Origin of the sequence: Pseudomonas putida, from assembly GCA_029953615.1 — a bacterium.
GTDB lineage: Bacteria > Pseudomonadota > Gammaproteobacteria > Pseudomonadales > Pseudomonadaceae > Aquipseudomonas.
Genome location: CP124529.1, coordinates 3,380,796 through 3,398,021 on the forward strand (window position 1 = coordinate 3,380,796; position 17,226 = coordinate 3,398,021).

General features: G+C 64.9%; 11 protein-coding genes and 3 pseudogenes. 9 read left to right on the plus strand and 5 right to left on the minus strand.

The window, feature by feature from the left end:
• Positions 1–11 precede the first annotated feature (11 nt).
• From QIY50_15525 to gatC, 4 genes are all read right to left on the minus strand, one after another.
• Positions 12–386 (minus strand): septal ring lytic transglycosylase RlpA family protein, encoded by a 375-nt coding sequence (locus QIY50_15525; GenBank protein ID WGV18854.1) that lies wholly within the window; start codon positions 384–386, stop codon positions 12–14.
• 136 nt (positions 387–522) lie between these two features.
• The gene (gene gatB, locus QIY50_15530) at positions 523–1,968 is read right to left on the minus strand and encodes an Asp-tRNA(Asn)/Glu-tRNA(Gln) amidotransferase subunit GatB (protein WGV18855.1); all 1,446 of its coding nucleotides are present in this window, start codon (positions 1,966–1,968) and stop codon (positions 523–525) included.
• A gap of 11 nt (positions 1,969–1,979) precedes the next feature.
• The gene (gene gatA / locus QIY50_15535; GenBank protein ID WGV18856.1) at positions 1,980–3,431 is read right to left on the minus strand and encodes an Asp-tRNA(Asn)/Glu-tRNA(Gln) amidotransferase subunit GatA; all 1,452 of its coding nucleotides are present in this window, start codon (positions 3,429–3,431) and stop codon (positions 1,980–1,982) included.
• A 15-nt stretch (positions 3,432–3,446) separates the two neighbouring features.
• Positions 3,447–3,734 carry an Asp-tRNA(Asn)/Glu-tRNA(Gln) amidotransferase subunit GatC gene (gatC, locus tag QIY50_15540; protein ID WGV18857.1) on the minus strand — a complete coding sequence of 96 codons (288 nt, stop codon included), beginning with the start codon at positions 3,732–3,734 and terminating at the stop codon, positions 3,447–3,449.
• Positions 3,735–3,939: 205 nt separating this feature from the next.
• Between gatC and mreB the strand changes: the two are divergent.
• The 8 genes and pseudogenes from mreB to tldD all read left to right on the plus strand — a co-directional run bounded on the left by mreB (position 3,940) and on the right by tldD (position 15,043).
• Positions 3,940–4,978 (plus strand): annotated as a pseudogene (gene mreB, locus QIY50_15545) (rod shape-determining protein MreB).
• A 196-nt stretch (positions 4,979–5,174) separates the two neighbouring features.
• Positions 5,175–6,191: a rod shape-determining protein MreC gene (gene mreC / locus QIY50_15550; protein ID WGV23064.1), complete on the plus strand. Its 1,017-nt coding sequence runs from the start codon at positions 5,175–5,177 to the stop codon at positions 6,189–6,191.
• Complete coding sequence (mreD, locus tag QIY50_15555; GenBank protein WGV18858.1) at positions 6,191–6,679, plus strand: rod shape-determining protein MreD; 489 nt, start codon at positions 6,191–6,193, stop codon at positions 6,677–6,679. Before mreC ends, mreD begins: the two co-directional genes overlap by 1 nt.
• Before the next feature lie 33 nt (positions 6,680–6,712).
• Positions 6,713–7,325: pseudogene (locus QIY50_15560) on the plus strand (Maf family protein).
• A gap of 54 nt (positions 7,326–7,379) precedes the next feature.
• A complete protein-coding gene (gene rng / locus QIY50_15565; GenBank protein WGV18859.1) occupies positions 7,380–8,837 on the plus strand; it encodes a ribonuclease G in 1,458 nt (485 codons plus the stop codon).
• Between the two features lie 82 nt (positions 8,838–8,919).
• Positions 8,920–12,741, plus strand: a complete 3,822-nt coding sequence (locus QIY50_15570) for a YhdP family protein (GenBank protein WGV18860.1) — start codon at positions 8,920–8,922, stop codon at positions 12,739–12,741.
• A gap of 8 nt (positions 12,742–12,749) precedes the next feature.
• Entirely contained in the window at positions 12,750–13,601 is an 852-nt protein-coding gene (locus QIY50_15575; GenBank protein WGV18861.1) for a carbon-nitrogen hydrolase family protein, read from the plus strand.
• 2 nt (positions 13,602–13,603) lie between these two features.
• The gene (gene tldD, locus QIY50_15580; GenBank protein ID WGV18862.1) at positions 13,604–15,043 is read left to right on the plus strand and encodes a metalloprotease TldD; all 1,440 of its coding nucleotides are present in this window, start codon (positions 13,604–13,606) and stop codon (positions 15,041–15,043) included.
• Between the two features lie 118 nt (positions 15,044–15,161).
• On the opposite strand, the gene yjgA is transcribed toward tldD, so the two are convergent.
• Positions 15,162–15,683: a ribosome biogenesis factor YjgA gene (yjgA, locus tag QIY50_15585; GenBank protein WGV18863.1), complete on the minus strand. Its 522-nt coding sequence runs from the start codon at positions 15,681–15,683 to the stop codon at positions 15,162–15,164.
• 108 nt (positions 15,684–15,791) lie between these two features.
• On the opposite strand from yjgA, the pseudogene pmbA reads away from it, so the two are divergent.
• Positions 15,792–17,140, plus strand: a pseudogene (pmbA, locus tag QIY50_15590) (metalloprotease PmbA).
• Positions 17,141–17,226: the final 86 nt, after the last annotated feature.

Sequence of the window (17,226 nt, forward strand, 5' to 3'; positions counted from 1 at the left end):
CTCCTGTCGCGTCAGTCGCTAAGCCCTTGTACTCGCACGCGCGCGGTTCCGCTACGGATCATGCCGATTTTTTCTGCGGCGGCACGTGACAGGTCGATCAGGCGGCCGCGGGTATGTGGGCCACGGTCGTTGATGCGCACCACTACGCTGCGCTGGTTGGCCAGGTTGGTCACCCGAACCCGGGTACCGAAGGGCAGGCTGCGGTGAGCGGCGGTTAGGCCATGCTGGTTGAACGGTTCGCCGCTGGCGGTGCGTTTGCCGTGGTGGCGAGCGCCGTAATAGGAAGCAGTGCCGGTCTTGTCGTAGCCGTCGGGGTCGACGTCCTGGCTGGCGCAGCCGGCCAGCAGGGTGAAGAGGGCGAGGGTGCTCAGGGATCGTTTTAGCAAGTCAGGAGGTCTCCAGTGCAGCCATTCGCGGGCTTGCCCGCTCCCACAGGTATATCACCGCCTGTGGAAGCGGCGCAGTACCTGTGGGAGCGGGCAAGCCCGCGAACGAGGGCAGGGCCCTCGCCGCATTTTCAAATCACCCTTCGAGCTTGGCCTTGAGCAATTGGTTCACTTGCCCCGGGTTGGCCTTGCCTTTGGAGGCTTTCATCGCCTGGCCGACGAAGAAGCCGAACATCTTGCCGCGCTTGGCCTCGTCGGCTGCGCGGTACTGTTCGACCTGCTCGGCGTTGGCCGCCAGCACTTCGTCGAGCATCTTGTCGATCGCACCAGTATCGGTGACCTGCTTCAGGCCCTTGCTTTCGATGATGCTGTCGGCATCGCCTTCACCGGCAGCCATGGCCTCGAACACAGTCTTGGCGATCTTGCCGCTGATGGTGTTGTCGCGGATACGCAGCAGCATTCCGCCCAGGTGAGCGGCGCTGACCGGTGCCTGGTCGATCTCGATGCCCAGCTTGTTCAGCAGGCTGCCCAGTTCGACCATGACCCAGTTGGCGGCGAGTTTGGCGTCGCCACCGATCTTCACCACTTCCTCGAAGTAGTCTGCCTGTTCGCGGCTGGAGGCCAGCACGTTGGCGTCGTAGGCCGACAGACCGTACTGGCTCTGGAAGCGCTCGACCTTCTGCGTCGGCAGTTCCGGCAAGCCGGCGCGGACGGTTTCGAGGAAGCTGTCCTCGATCACCACCGGCAGCAGGTCGGGGTCGGGGAAGTAACGGTAGTCGTTGGCTTCCTCCTTGCTGCGCATGGAGCGGGTCTCGTCCTTGTTCGGGTCGTACAGGCGGGTTTCCTGTACCACCTTGCCGCCGTCCTCGATCAGGTCGATCTGGCGCTGGATCTCGCTGTTGATCGCGCGCTCGATGAAGCGGAACGAGTTGACGTTCTTGATCTCGCAGCGGGTGCCGAACTCGGCCTGGCCTTTCGGGCGGATCGACACGTTGCAGTCGCAACGCAGCGAGCCTTCGGCCATGTTGCCGTCGCAGATGCCCAGATAACGCACCAGCGCGTGGATCGCCTTGACGTAGGCCACGGCTTCCTTGGCGCTGCGCATGTCAGGCTCGGAGACGATTTCCAGCAGCGGGGTGCCGGCACGGTTCAGGTCGATGCCGGTGGAGCCGCTGAAGTCTTCGTGCAGGCTTTTGCCGGCGTCCTCTTCCAGGTGTGCGCGGGTAACCCCGATGCGCTTGATGGTGCCGTCTTCCAGGGCGATGTCCAGGTGGCCCTTGCCGACGATCGGCAGGTCCATCTGGCTGATCTGGTAGCCCTTGGGCAGGTCCGGGTAGAAGTAGTTCTTGCGCGCGAACACGTTGCGCTTGCCGATCTCGGCATCGATGGCCAGGCCGAACATGCACGCCATGCGTACGGCTTCCTGGTTCAGTACCGGCAGTACGCCGGGCATGCCCAGGTCAACCAGGCTGGCCTGGGTGTTCGGCTCGGAGCCGAAGGTGGTGGCGCTGCCGGAGAAGATCTTCGACTGGGTGGCGAGCTGAGTGTGGATTTCCAGCCCGATCACAACTTCCCATTGCATGTGTGAATTCCTCAGAAGCCGTTGGGGGCGCGGGTGTGCCAGTCGGTCACTTGCTGGTAGCGGTGCGCGACGTTGAGCAGGCGGCCTTCCTGGAAGTAGGGCGCCAGCAGTTGCACGCCGACCGGCAGGCCATCGACGAAGCCGGCCGGCATCGACAGGCCCGGCAGGCCCGCCAGGTTGGCGGTGATGGTGTAGACGTCTTCCAGGTAGGCGGCGACCGGGTCGCTGCTCTTGGCGCCGAGCTTCCAGGCCGGGTTCGGCGTGGTCGGCCCGAGGATCAGGTCGACGTCGTTGAAAGCGGCCATGAAGTCGTTCTTGATCAGGCGGCGGATCTGTTGCGCCTTCACGTAGTAGGCGTCGTAGTAGCCGGCCGACAGGGCGTAGGTACCGACCATGATGCGGCGCTGCACTTCGACACCGAAGCCTTCGCCACGCGAACGCTTGTACAGGTCGGTCAGGTCTTTCGGGTTTTCGCAGCGGTAGCCGAAACGCACGCCGTCGAAACGCGACAGGTTGGACGAGGCTTCAGCGGGGGCGATCACGTAGTAGGCCGGGATGGCATGCTGCATGTTCGGCAGGCTGATTTCCTTGACCACCGCGCCGAGCTTTTCCAGCTCCTTGACGCTGGCCTGTACCAGGTCGGCGATGCGTGGGTCGAGGCCGGCACCGAAATACTCCTTCGGCAGGCCGATGCGCAGACCCTGCAGCGAAGCATTCAGGTTGGCGCTGTAGTCCGGCACCGGCTCTTCGATGCTGGTGGAGTCCTTGGCGTCGAAACCGGCCATGCCTTGCAGCAGCAGGGCGCAGTCTTCGGCAGTGCGGGCCAGCGGGCCGCCCTGGTCGAGGCTGGAGGCATAGGCGATCATGCCCCAGCGCGACACGCGGCCGTAGGTCGGCTTGAGGCCGGTAAGGTTGGTCAGTGCCGCCGGTTGGCGGATCGAACCGCCGGTGTCGGTGCCGGTGGTGGCTGGCAGCAGGCGCGCAGCCACTGCTGCGGCCGAACCACCCGACGAGCCGCCCGGAACGTGCTCGAGGTTCCATGGGTTCTTCACCGCGCCGTAGTAGCTGGATTCGTTGGCCGAACCCATGGCGAATTCGTCCATGTTGGTCTTGCCCAGGGTGACCATGCCGGCTTCGGCCAGCTTGGCAACCACGGTGGCGTCGTACGGCGCCTTGAAGTTGTCGAGCATCTTCGAGCCGCAGCTGGTGCGTACGCCGTTGGTGCAGAACAGGTCCTTGTGGGCGATCGGGGCACCCAGCAGCGCGCCGGTTTCGCCAGCGGCGCGACGGGCGTCGGCGGCACGCGCCTGGCCCAGGGCCAGCTCTTCGGTGACGCTGATGAAGCTGTTGATCTGTGGGTCGAGCTGCTTGATGCGCGCCAGCAGGGCGCCGGTCAGCTCTTCGGAGGAAAACGACTTGTCGGCGAGTCCGCGGGCGATCTCGGCCAGGGTCAATTGATGCATGGCAGGCTCTATCCCTTACTCGATGACTTTGGGAACCAGGTACAGACCGCTTTCGGTCGACGGCGCGATGGCCTGGTAGGCGTCGCGCTGGTTGCTTTCGGTGACCTGGTCGGGACGCAGGCGCTGGCTGGCCTCCAGGGGGTGGGCCAGTGGCTCGATGCCAGTAGTGTCGACCGCTTGCATCTGGTCGACCAGCCCGAGAATGCTGTTCAGTGCGTCAGTAATGCGTGGCAGTTCGCCATCATTCAGGCCCAGACGGGCCAGATGGGCGATCTTTTCCACATCGCAGCGTTCAAGCGCCATGGGGATCTCCAGGGGAAACAAAGACCGAAATTCGGGTCCGTGGTGAGGAACATGTCAGCTTTCTGGCGGTCTAACGGCCGCGAAATTCTGCTGGCTTGCTCGGAAAAACAGCCAATTTAACATATTGGCTCCTTGCCCAAAATCCCTGCCATTGTTAGAGTTTGCCGCACTTTTTTACCCACGCTTTCCCCAGGGTCACTTTCCCATGTTCAAGAAACTGCGTGGCATGTTTTCCAGCGATCTGTCCATCGACCTGGGTACTGCCAACACCCTTATTTACGTGCGTGAGCGCGGTATCGTCCTGAATGAGCCCTCGGTTGTTGCCATCCGTACCCATGGCAACCAGAAAAGCGTCGTCGCCGTCGGTACCGAAGCCAAGCGCATGCTGGGCCGTACGCCTGGCAACATTGCTGCCATTCGTCCGATGAAGGACGGCGTCATCGCCGACTTCAGCGTCTGCGAAAAAAGTGTTGCAATATTTTATCAACAAGGTTCACGAGAACAGCTTCCTGCAGCCGAGCCCGCGCGTGCTGATCTGCGTGCCGTGCAAGTCGACCCAGGTCGAGCGCCGCGCCATCCGCGAGTCGGCCCTGGGTGCCGGTGCCCGTGAAGTGTTCCTGATCGAGGAACCGATGGCCGCCGCCATCGGTGCCGGCCTGCCGGTCGAGGAAGCCCGCGGCTCGATGGTTGTCGATATCGGTGGTGGTACCACTGAAATCGCGCTCATCTCCCTGAACGGCGTGGTCTATGCCGAATCCGTCCGCGTTGGCGGCGACCGCTTCGACGAAGCCATCGTTACCTACGTGCGCCGCAACTACGGCAGCCTGATCGGCGAGTCCACCGCCGAGCGCATCAAGCAGGAAATCGGTACCGCCTACCCGGGCGGCGAAGTACGCGAAGTCGACGTGCGCGGCCGCAACCTGGCCGAGGGCGTTCCGCGTGCCTTCACCCTGAACTCCAACGAAGTGCTCGAAGCGCTGCAGGAATCCCTGGCGACCATCGTCCAGGCGGTCAAGAGTGCCCTGGAGCAGTCGCCGCCCGAGCTGGCCTCGGACATCGCCGAACGCGGCCTGGTGCTGACCGGTGGTGGCGCACTGTTGCGTGACCTGGACAAGCTGCTGGCCCAGGAAACCGGTCTGCCGGTGATCGTTGCTGAAGACCCGCTGACCTGTGTCGCCCGTGGTGGCGGTCGCGCCCTGGAGATGATGGACAAGCACGCGATGGACCTGCTCTCCAGCGAGTGATTCCGCTCGCTGTTCACGAGCGCCCGGTTTACAGGTAGTACGCACAGTGCTACCTGTATGTGCTGGGCTGGCGCCCGTTCGGGGCGCCGTATCCGTCAACCCGCAACCAGGCTGGTGCGTTGTCCCATGTCCAATGACCTCCTGAGTCGTCCACGAGGAACGGCCCATTAAACCGCTTTTCTCCAAGGGCCCTTCGCTGGGCGTTCGCCTGCTCGTCCTGGTGGTGATGTCGGTCGCGTTGATGGTTGTCGACGCGCGCTTCGACGTGCTCAAACCAGTGCGCAGCCAGATGGGCCTGGTACTGATGGAGTCGTACTGGATCACCGACCTGCCGCAGCGTGCGTGGCAAGGTGTGGCGGGCCAGTTTGGCAGCCGCACCGAACTGATCGCCGAAAACGAAAAGCTCAAGACCGAAGCCCTGCTGCTGCAGGGGCGCCTGCAGAAGCTGGCGGCCCTGACCGAGCAGAACGTGCGCCTGCGCGAGTTGCTCAACTCCTCGGCGCTGGTCAACGAAAAGGTCGAAGTGGCCGAGCTGATCGGTGTCGACCCCAATCCCTTCACCCACCGCATCCTGATCAACAAGGGCGAGCGTGATGGCGTGTTTCTGGGCCAGCCGGTGCTCGATGCCCGTGGCCTGATGGGCCAGGTGGTCGAGCTGATGCCGTACACCTCGCGGGTACTGTTGCTGACCGATACCACCCATAGCATCCCGGTGCAGGTCAACCGCAACGGCCTGCGCGCCATTGCCAGCGGCACCGGCAACCCGGAGCGCCTGGAACTGCGCCATGTGGCCGATACCGCCGACATCAAGGAAGGCGACCTGCTGGTCAGTTCCGGCATGGGGCAACGTTTCCCGGCCGGCTACCCGGTGGCCACGGTCAACGAAGTGATTCACGATTCCGGCCAGCCGTTTGCCATCGTTCGCGCCATCCCCACCGCCGCGCTCAACCGCAGCCGCTACATGCTGCTGGTGTTCAGTGACCGACGTACCCCGGAGCAGCGTGCAACCGATGCCGGCATCGCCCAGGAAGAGGCTGACCGCAAGGGCGCCGCCGCCCCAGGCCAGCAGGCCGCGACGGGCGAGCACAGTGCGCCGGCGCCTGCCGCGCCTACCGCGCCGGCTACACCTGCGGCCCCGGCTGCTCAGCCTGCAGCCCCGGCGGCCGCACCAGCTACGCCGGCTGCCGCACCCGCTCACACCCGGAGGCAATGATGGCTGTATCACGCCGCAACAACGGCTGGGTCATCTGGCTGACTTTCGCCATCGGCTTGCTGCTCAGCGTTTCGCCCATGCCGCAGTTCATGGACGTGTTCCGGCCCATGTGGCTGGCCTTGCTGGTATCGTTCTGGACCCTCGCCGTGCCGAACAAGGTCGGCATGACCACCGCGTTCGTGCTGGGCCTGGCCGAGGATGTGCTGTACGGCACCCTGCTGGGGCAGAACGCGCTGATCCTCACCCTCATCACCTTCCTGGTGCTGTCCTTGCAGCAGCGCCTGCGCATGTTCCCCCTGTGGCAGCAAAGCCTGGTGATCCTGGTGATCTTCGGTATCGCCCAGCTGATCCAGCTGTGGCTCAGCGCGCTGACCGGCAACCGCCTGCCCACCCTGGCGCTGGTCTGGTCGGCGGTGATCAGCGCCTTGCTCTGGCCGTGGATCAGCTTCGCCTTGCGCGACCTGCGTCGACGCTTGCATATCAACTGACGGCGCCGCCGCGACTGACAGGGAGATGTCTGCATGAACCCACTTTACCTGGCCTCCGGCTCGCCCCGTCGGCGTGAACTGCTGACCCAGATCGGTGTGCCGTTCAGTGTCGTCAGTGCCCCCATCGATGAAACCCCGCTACCCGATGAAAGCGCCACGGCCTACGTCGAGCGCCTGGCCAGGGCCAAGGCTGCCGCCGGCCTGGCCAGCGTAGAAGGCCCGGCTGTGGTGCTGGGCGCAGACACTGCCGTGGTGCTCGATGGTCGTATTCTCGGCAAGCCGGATAACCGCGAAGATGCTTTGGCCATGCTGGCCGACCTTTCGGGGCGTGAGCACCAGGTACTGACCGCAGTCGCCCTGAGCGACCGCCAACGCGTGCAAAGCCTGTGCGTTACCAGCAAGGTGCGCTTCCGTGCGATCAGCGCCGACGAAGCGCAACGCTACTGGGCCAGCGGCGAACCGGCGGACAAGGCCGGCGGCTATGCCATCCAGGGTCTGGGCGCGGTGTTCGTCACCGGCCTTTACCGGCAGCTACTCGGCGGTGGTCGGCTTGCCCCTCAGTGAAACGGCCGACCTGCTTGGCCAGTTTGGCATCGCCTGCTGGCAAATGCCCGCGCATATGCCAGAGGTAACAAAGCAGCGGTAGCCAGCACTGCATACGCGATCCATCATTACCGAATACCCTTGACGAGAGCCTGCCATGAGTGAAGAGATCCTGATCAACATCACCCCGATGGAATCGCGCGTGGCGGTGGTGGAAAACGGGGTGCTGCAGGAAGTGCACGTCGAGCGCACCCAGCGCCGGGGCATCGTTGGCAATATCTACAAAGGCAAGGTGGTACGCGTGCTGCCGGGCATGCAGGCGGCCTTCGTCGACATCGGCCTGGAGCGCGCGGCGTTCATCCACGCCTCGGAAATTTCCCAGCGTGAAGGCTCGGCGGTGGAGAACATCACTGCCCTGGTGCATGAAGGCCAGGCCCTGGTGGTACAGGTGACCAAGGACCCGATCGGCAGCAAGGGCGCGCGCCTGACCACCCAGCTGTCGATCCCGTCGCGCTACCTGGTGTACATGCCACGCAGCAGTCATGTCGGCATTTCCCTGAAGATCGAAGACGAAGCCGAACGCGAGCGCCTCAAGCAAGTGGTCAGCGACTGCATGGAAAGCGAGAACATCAAGGACGCCGGCGGCTTCATCCTGCGCACCGCGGCCGAAGGCGCCCGCGCCGAAGAGATCTTGCAGGACATTCGCTACCTGCGCCGCCTGTGGGAACAGATCGGTACCCAGATCAAGACCTGCGGCGCGCCCACGGTCATCTACGAGGACCTGGGCCTGGCCCTGCGTACCCTGCGCGACCTGGTCAACCCGAAGATCGAGAAGATCCGCATCGACTCGCGGGAAACCTTCCAGAAGACCACGCAGTTCGTTGGCGAACTGATGCCGGAAATCGCCGACCGCCTCGAGCACTATCCGGGCGAACGGCCGATCTTCGACCTGTACGGCGTCGAGGACGAGATCCAGCGCGCGCTGGAGCGCAAGGTACCGCTCAAGTCTGGTGGTTACCTGGTGGTCGATCCGGCTGAAGCAATGACCACCATCGATGTGAACACCGGCGCTTTCGTCGGCCATCGCAACCTCGAAGAAACCATCTTCAAGACCAATCTCGAGGCTGCCACCGCCATCGCCCGGCAACTGCGCCTGCGCAACATCGGCGGCATCATCATCATCGACTTCATCGACATGGAAGACGAAGAGCACCAGCGCCAGGTGTTGCGTACCCTGGAAAAGCAGCTCGAGCGCGATCACGCCAAGACCAACATCATCGGCATCACCGAACTGGGCCTGGTGCAGATGACCCGCAAGCGCACGCGGGAAAGCCTGGAACAGGTGCTGTGCGAGCCCTGCCTGGCCTGTCAGGGCCGTGGCAAGCTGAAAACCCCCGAGACAATCTGTTACGAAATCTTCCGCGAGATCCTGCGCGAGGCACGTGCCTACCAGGCCGAAGGCTACCGCGTGCTGGCCAACCAGAAGGTGGTCGACCGGCTGCTGGATGAAGAGTCCGGTAACGTCGCGGAACTGGAAGCCTTCATCGGCCGAACCATTCGTTTCCAGGTGGAGTCGATGTATTCGCAGGAACAATACGATGTGGTGCTGCTCTGACGCCTTCTGAAACGCGCCGCGGGTGGCCCGGGCTGGAAAAACCGGGACGACGGGCCATCATGGATAAACGACCTGGAGGGCAATGGCCATGGGACGTCTGACCCGCGTTCTTGTCGCCTTGACCCGCTGGGGGTTGGGCATTTGCGCTCTGCTGGCGGTACTGGTAGCGCTGTATGTCAGCCTTGGCCGCGAACTGGTGCCACTGGTGGCCGAGTATCGCGCCGATGTGCAGAGCAAGGCCGAGCAGGCTTTGGGCCTGCCCGTACACATCGGTGCCCTGGAAGGCCGCTGGAGCGGCCTGGCACCGGTGCTGCAGGTGCGCGACCTGCAACTGGGCGAGGGGGCCGCGGCCCTGCGCCTGGACGACGTCAAGGTGGTACCTGATGTCTGGGCCAGCCTCACCACCCGAGAAGTGCGCCTGACACGCATTCAGTTGGGCGGCCTGCAACTGATCCTGCGCGAGAACGAACAGGGCGCCTGGAGCCTTGAAGGCCTGCCGAAGAAGGACGATGCGCCGCTCGATCCCGCCGAGTTGTTGCAGCGCCTGCGCCAGTTGGGCCGCATCGATGTGTTCGACAGCCAGGTGACCCTGCACCCCTGGCAGCGTGACCCGTTGACCCTGACTTATGTGAGCGTCGGCCTGCAGGCCGGAGCTTCGCGCCACGCCCTGGACCTGCGCGCGACCCTGCCCGATGGCCAACCCCTGTCGCTGAACCTGCGCAGCCGTGCCTCGGCCAATGCCTGGCGCGACGGCCAGGTCGAAGCCTACCTGAGCCTGCCACAGAGTGACTGGGCGCGGTGGCTGCCGCCACGCCTGCTGGGTCAGTGGCATGCCGACGCCCTGCGGGCGGGCGGCGAGTTCTGGGTCGACTGGAGCAAGGGGCAGTTGCAGCAGGCCGTCGTACGCCTCAATGCACCGGAGCTGCACGGTGCCTATGCCGGGCGCAAGGCGGCCAGGCTGAACAACCTGGCCCTGGGCGCCTGGTTCCAGCGCCGGGAGCAAGGCTTCGATGTGGTGGTCGACTCCCTGGCCATGGATATCGGCAAGACCCGTTGGGAGTCGCACCTGCAATTGCAGCAGCGCCCCGGCGAGGATGCAGCTGCGGAAAGCTGGCAAGTGCAGGCCGACCGCCTCGACCTTACGCCGTTGACCCCGGTGATCGATGCCCTCGCGCCGCTGCCGGACAAGGTCATGGCCGTGGTCGATGGCCTGAACTTGACCGGCGCGCTGCGCAATGTGCGCCTTGAAGCCCGGCCCAAGGCCGAGGGTGACAAGCGCCTGCAGTTCGAGGCCAACCTGGAGAAGGTCGGTTTCGATGCCTATCACAATGCCCCGGCAGCCGGTAATGTCAGCGGCAGCATCAGCGGTGACCTTGGTCATGGCGAACTGCGCCTGGATACCGAGGCGTTCATGCTGCACCTGTACCCGATCTTCGCCAAACCCTGGCACTACCAGAAGGCCAACGCGCGCCTGACCTGGGCCCTGGACAAGGAAGGTTTCACCCTGGTCGCGCCTTACCTCAAGGTACTGGGCGAGGAGGGCAAGATTGCCGGTGACTTCCTCATCCGCCTGTTGTTCGACGAGGGCCGCGAGGACTACATGGACCTGCGCGTCGGCCTGACCGAAGGCGATGGTCGCTACACCGCCAAGTACCTGCCCGAGGTGCTCAGCCCGGCCCTCGACGAATGGCTGCGCAGCGCGATTGTCAAAGGTACGGTGGACGAAGGCTACTTCCAGTACCAAGGCTCGCTGAACCATGGCGTCGCGCCAGAAGCCCGCAGTATCAGCCTGTTCTTCAAGGTGCGTGATGCCGCCCTGGACTTCCAGCCGGGCTGGCCGCAAGTGCAGCACGTGGATGGCGATGTGTTCATCGAGGACAGTGGCGTGCGCATCAGGGCCCAACGTGGCGTACTGCTCGACACCAATGTCAGTGACGTGAGCGTCGATATCCCTCATGTCGACGAGGGCCAGCAAAGCCACCTGTACCTCGATGGCGACTTCGACGGCAGCCTGGGCGATGGCCTGAAGATTCTCAAGGAAGCGCCAATCGGCACTGGCGAGATTTTCGCCGGGTGGGAGGGCGAGGGGCCGCTCAAGGGCAAGGTCAAGCTCGACATTCCGCTGGCCCGCGGGCAGCGGCCGAAAGTGCAGGTGGACTTTGCCACCAATGATGCGCGGCTAAAAGTTGCGCCGCCGAGCCTGGAGTTGAGCCGCCTTAAGGGGGACTTCAATTTCGATTTCGACAAGGGCCTGAGCGGCAAGGGCATCAGCCTGCAGGCCTTCGGCAAGCCGGTGACGGCGCAAATTACCGCCGAAGGCCAGCCAGGGCAGATGCAGACCCGCATCAACGCCAATGGCCGGGTATCGCTCAAGGCGCTGACCGAATGGCTGCAGTTCAAGCAGGCCTTGCCGGCTTCCGGCGACCTGCCGTACCAGTTGCAGGTCAGCCTGGGTAGCCGGGAAAACCGCCTGCGTGTCGATTCCAGCCTAAAGGGCCTGGCCATCGACCTGCCGGCGCCCTTCGGCAAGACGGCGGGCGATACCCGTGACACCCGTTTCAGCATGACCCTGCAGGGGCCGGAGCGGCGCTTCGACGTCGCCTACACCGACCTTGCCCGCTTAGCGTACGCCGCACCGGCCGACAAGCTGGGCCAGGGCCGTGGCGAGTTGCTGCTGGGTGCCGGTGACGCCCAGGTGCCTGCCGGCCAGGGCCTGCGAGTGCGCGGGCGCCTGGAGACGCTGGACCTGGGGCCCTGGCAGGAGCAGGCGGCGCGCCTGGCCGGCGACGACCCGGGCGGTAGCGCGCGGCAGAACCTGCAAGGTGTCGACCTGAGCATCGGCCAGCTGAAAGCCTTTGGTCTGGACCTGAACCAGGCCGTGGTGCGCCTGGCGCGTGGTGGCCCGGCCTGGGATCTGCGCCTCGACAGCAAGGAGGTCATCGGCAACGCCCGGGTGCCGGATGCCAAGGGTGCGCCCATGGTCGTGCGCATGCAGACCTTGCGCCTGCCTGCCGCCAGCGCCGCTGAAAAGCAGGCCGAGGAAGGCCCGGACCCGCTGGCCTCGTTCGACCCGCGCAAGGTGCCGGCGCTGGACCTGAGCATCGACAAGCTCTATCGCGGTGACGACCTGTATGGCAGTGCGTCGCTCAAGCTGCGGCCGACCGCGCGTGGCGTGACCGCCAGCGACATCGACCTTGACTTCAAGGGCCTGCGTATCGATGGTGGTGGCGGCTGGGAAGGCGAACCGGGCAGCACCAGCAGTTGGTACAAGGGGCGCCTGGACGGCAAGAACCTGGCGGATGTGCTCAAGGCCTGGGGCTTTGCCCCGACTGCCACCAGCCGCGACTTCCGCCTGGATGTGGATGGCCGCTGGCCGGGTTCGCCGGCCTCGGTGAGCCTCAAGCGCTTCTCGGGCAGCATGGACGCAGCGCTGCGCACCGGCCAGTTCGTCGAGGTCGAAGGTAGTGCCCAGGCGCTGCGGGTGTTCGGCCTGCTGAACTTCAACTCCATCGGCCGGCGCTTGCGCCTGGACTTCTCCGACCTGTTCGACAAGGGCCTGGCCTATGACCGGGTCAAAGGCTTGCTGGTGGCCAGTGACGGTGTCTACGTGACCCGCGAGCCCATCACAGTGACCGGCCCGTCGAGCAACTTCGAGCTGGACGGTACCCTGGACCTGGCCCGCGACCGGGTCGATGCCAATCTGCAGGTGAGCCTGCCGGTGACCAACAACCTGCCGCTGGCGGCCCTGATTGTCGGCGCTCCCGCCGTGGGCGGGGCGCTGTTCCTGGTCGACCGGCTGATCGGGGACCGTGTGTCGCGCTTCGCCAGCGTGCACTACCGTGTCGAAGGGCCGGTGAAAGAGCCTAGAATCACATTTGTGAAACCTTTCGAAAAATCCCGCTAGGAGTGCCCATGAAGGCAGCTGTAATCCAGATGGTCAGCCAGGACGATGTGCTGGCCAACCTGCAGCGCGCCGGCGCCTTGCTGGAGCAGGCCGCCTTTGGCGGTGCACGGCTGGCCGTGCTGCCGGAAAACTTCGCCGCCATGGGCCGCAAGGACGCCGCTGCCATCGGCCACGCCGAAGCGTTGGGCGAAGGGCCGATCCTGCCATGGTTGAAACGCACCGCCCGCGACCTCAGGTTATGGATTGTCGCCGGTACCTTGCCATTGCCGCCGGTCGGCCAGCCCGAAGCCAAGGCCCATGCCTGCTCGCTGCTGGTCGACGAACACGGTGAGATAGCGGCACGCTATGACAAGCTGCACCTGTTCGATGTGGACGTTGCCGACAACCGTGGCCGCTACCGCGAGTCTGACGACTACGCCCACGGTGCCCAGGTGGTGGTAGCCGATACGCCGGTAGGGCGGCTGGGGCTGAGCGTGTGCTACGACCTGCGCTTCCCCGAACTGTACAGCGCACTGCGTGCCGCCGGCGCGGAACTGATCACTGCGCCGGCCGCCTTCACTGCGGTAACGGGCGCGGCGCACTGGGAAGTGCTGGTGCGCGCCCGGGCCATCGAGACCCAGTGCTACCTGCTGGCTGCGGCACAGGGCGGCACTCACCCGGGGCCACGGGAAACCCATGGCCATGCGGCGATCGTCGACCCCTGGGGGCGCATCGTCGCGGAACAGGCGCAAGGTGAAGCGGTACTGCTCGCCGAGCGCGACATTGACGAACAAGCGTCCATCCGGGCGCGCATGCCGGTGGTTTCGCACCGGCGCTTTTTCTCGCAGGGCGCGTTGCGGCCTGCGCACACCTCGGAGTGACTATGAGCCAGATGTTATCCACCGTCAGCGAGCAGCTCCTGGCCCCAGGCGGCTTGACCCTGGACAGCCTGCAGAGCGTGCTGGGTGAGTTGGCCGGCCCCGGCATCGACGCCGCCGACCTGTATTTCCAGGGCCAGATCTCGGAAACCTGGGCGCTGGAAGACGGCATCGTCAAAGAGGGCAGTTTCAATCTCGACCAGGGCGTGGGCGTGCGTGCCCAGTCGGGTGAAAAGACCGGCTTTGCCTACAGCAACGCGATCAACCTCGAAGCGTTGACCTCGGCCGCCCGTGCTGCCCGTTCGATCTCGCGTGCCGGGCAGAACGGCAAGGTGCAGGCCTTCCGCAGCCAGGACGTGGCGGCTCTTTATTCGGCGGACAACCCGCTGGATGTGCTCAGCCGTGCCGAGAAGGTCGAGCTGCTCAAGCGCGTCGACGCCGCCACCCGCGCCCTGGACCCGCGTATCCAGCAGGTCAGCGTGAGCATGGCCGGGGTCTGGGAGCGCATCCTGATCGCTGCGGCCGATGGCAGCCTTGCTGCCGACGTGCGCCCGCTGGTGCGCTTCAACGTCAGCGTCATCGTCGAGCAGAACGGCCGTCGCGAGCGCGGCGGGCAGGGCGGTGGCGGGCGTACCGACTACCGCTTCTTCACCGAGGAACGGGTCATGGGCTATGCCCGCGAAGCGTTGCGCCAGGCGCTGGTGAACCTGGAAGCGATTCCGGCGCCGGCCGGTACCCTGCCGGTAGTGTTGGGTTCGGGCTGGTCGGGCGTGCTGCTGCACGAGGCTGTCGGCCATGGCCTGGAAGGTGACTTCAACCGCAAGGGCAGTTCGGCGTTCAGCGGCCGCATTGGCGAGAAGGTGGCGTCGAGCCTGTGCACCATCGTCGATGACGGCACCCTCGAAGGCCGCCGGGGTTCGCTGAGCGTGGACGATGAAGGTACCCCGACCGAATGCACCACGCTGATCGAGAACGGTGTGCTCAAGGGCTACATGCAGGACAAGCTGAACGCGCACCTGATGGGCATGGCGGTGACCGGCAACGGCCGCCGTGAGTCCTACGCGCACCTGCCGATGCCACGCATGACCAACACCTACATGCGTGCCGGCGAAAGCGACCCGCAGGAAATCATCGCTTCGGTGAAGAAGGGCATCTACTGCGCCAACCTCGGCGGTGGCCAAGTGGACATCACCAGCGGCAAGTTCGTGTTCTCGACCAGTGAGGCCTACCTGATCGAAGACGGCAGGATTACCGCGCCGGTGAAGGGCGCAACCCTGATCGGCAATGGTCCGGAGGCGATGAGCCGGGTGTCGATGGTTGGTAACGACCTGGCGCTGGACAGCGGGGTGGGGACGTGCGGCAAGGACGGGCAGTCGGTGCCGGTAGGGGTCGGGCAGCCGACCTTGAAGCTGGATGCGATTACCGTGGGCGGTACCGGGGCGTGATGGCTTCGGGGACCGCTTTGCGGTCCATTCGCAGCACAAGGCTGCTCCTACAGGGATCGCGTGTTTCCGTAGGAGCAGCCTTGTGCTGCGAATGGGCCGCACAGCGGCCCCAGGGCGATCAGCGCAAGCCGCGCTGCAGCTCGTCGAGGTCGCGGATGTACTTGAACACCTTGCGCGCGGCAGCAGGCGGCTTGTTCCGCGCCTTCTCGTGCTGGGCATGGCGCACCAGCGAGCGCAGCTGCTGGCGATCGGTGTCGGGGTACTCATTGACGAAGCGCTCGAGGTCTTCGTCGTTACCGTCGATCAGCCGGTCGCGCCAGCGTTCCAGGCTGTGGAAGCGCTCGTTGTACTGGCGGGTCGAGCTGTCCATCTGTTCGAGCAAGGCCTGGATCGCATCCAGGTCCTGCACGCGCATCAGCTTGCCGACAAACGACATGTGGCGTTTGCGGGCTCCGTGAGCGGTGTGCTTGCTGGCTTCGGCCAGCGCCTTGCGCAGCTCGTCGGTCAACGGCAGGCGGGCCAGGGTATCGGCCTTGAGCGTGGTAAGGCGCTCGCCGAGTTCGACCAGCGCATGCAGCTCGCGCTTGATCTGGGTTTTGCTTTTTTCGCCGTCGAAGGCGTCGTCGTTTGAATCAACCATGGTGGCAGTCCGCTAGAAATCGCCGCCATGATAACCAGTCGGGGGCCGCTTGTCCGGCCCGGTCGTAGAATGACCCTCGCCGAACGCAGAATTTGAGTGGAGAGAACCATGAGTGCAGTCCAGAGCGTAGGTCCGAAGGACCTGCCAGCATTGCAGGAGCAGGTCGAGGCGATCATCGCCGAGGCGCGCCGCCAGGGGGCCAGTGCCTGCGAAGTGGCGGTGTCGCTGGAGCAGGGCCTGTCCACCACGGTACGCCAGCGTGAGGTCGAAACGGTCGAGTTCAATCGCGACCAAGGCTTTGGCATCACCCTCTATGTCGGCCAGCGCAAAGGCTCGGCCAGCACCTCGGCCAGTGGCCCGGACGCGATCCGTGAAACCGTCGCCGCTGCCCTGGCGATTGCCAAACATACCTCCGAGGATGAATGTTCCGGCCTGGCCGACGCGGCGCTGATGGCCCGCGAGATCCCCGACCTGGACCTGTACCACGACTGGAACCTCGAGCCCGAGAAGGCCATCGAGTTATGGCTCTGACCTGCGAGGCGGCGGCGTTCGACGCTGACCCGCGCATTCTCAACGCCGACGGTACCACCCTCAATACCCACCAGGGCTGCCGCGTGTATGGCAACAGCCATGGTTTCATCGGTGGCTACGCCTCGACCCGGCACAGCCTGAGCTGCGTGATGATCGCCGAAGGCGACGGGCAGATGCAGCGTGACTACTGGTACGACGTTAACCGCCAGGGCAACCTGCTGGCCGATCCGCGTAGCATCGGCGTACGGGCTGCCCAGCGTGCTGCCAGCCGCCTGGGGGCGCGGCCGGTGCCGACCTGCGAGGTACCGGTGTTGTTCTCGGCCGAGCTGGCCGGGGGGCTGTTCGGCAGCTTCCTGTCGGCCATCTCCGGCGGCAACCTGTACCGTAAGTCCTCGTTCCTGGAGGGCACTATTGGCCAGCGCCTGTTCCCCACCTGGCTGACCCTCGACGAGCGCCCGCACATACCGCGGGCACTGGGCAGTGCCGCATTCGATGGCGATGGCCTGGCTACCTATGCCAAGCCGTTCGTCGACAAGGGCGAACTGGTGTCGTACCTGCTGGGGACCTATTCCGGGCGCAAGCTGGGCTTGCCAAGCACGGCCAATGCCGGCGGCGTGCACAACCTGTTCGTCAGCCACGGTGTCGAAGACCAGGCGGCGCTGATCCGGCGCATGGGCCGCGGGCTGCTGGTGACCGAGTTGATGGGGCATGGCCTGAACATGGTGACCGGGGATTATTCCCGTGGCGCGGCAGGGTTCTGGGTCGAAAATGGCGAGATCCAGCATGCGGTGCAGGAAGTGACCATTGCCGGCAATATGAAGGACATGTTCCGGCAGATTGTCGCGATTGGCAGCGATCTTGAGACCCGCAGCAACATTCACACCGGGTCGGTGCTGATCGAGCGGATGACTGTGGCAGGTAGCTGATCCACAGCCTGTGCCGGCCTCTTCGCGGGCTTGCCCGCTCCCACAGGTACTGCATCAGCCTGAAGAACCTGTGGGAGCGGGCAAGC

Bases quoted from the DNA above. Each gene is read 5' to 3' on its own strand.
- gatB (WGV18855.1), bottom strand. From the start codon at position 1,968: ATGCAATGGGAAGTTGTGATCGGGCTGGAAATCCACACTCAGCTCGCC.
- gatA (WGV18856.1), bottom strand. From the start codon at position 3,431: ATGCATCAATTGACCCTGGCCGAGATCGCCCGCGGACTCGCCGACAAG.
- gatC (WGV18857.1), bottom strand. From the start codon at position 3,734: ATGGCGCTTGAACGCTGCGATGTGGAAAAGATCGCCCATCTGGCCCGT.
- mreD (WGV18858.1), top strand. From the start codon at position 6,191: ATGGCTGTATCACGCCGCAACAACGGCTGGGTCATCTGGCTGACTTTC.
- rng (WGV18859.1), top strand. From the start codon at position 7,380: ATGAGTGAAGAGATCCTGATCAACATCACCCCGATGGAATCGCGCGTG.
- QIY50_15570 (WGV18860.1), top strand. From the start codon at position 8,920: ATGGCCATGGGACGTCTGACCCGCGTTCTTGTCGCCTTGACCCGCTGG.
- QIY50_15575 (WGV18861.1), top strand. From the start codon at position 12,750: ATGAAGGCAGCTGTAATCCAGATGGTCAGCCAGGACGATGTGCTGGCC.
- tldD (WGV18862.1), top strand. From the start codon at position 13,604: ATGAGCCAGATGTTATCCACCGTCAGCGAGCAGCTCCTGGCCCCAGGC.
- yjgA (WGV18863.1), bottom strand. From the start codon at position 15,683: ATGGTTGATTCAAACGACGACGCCTTCGACGGCGAAAAAAGCAAAACC.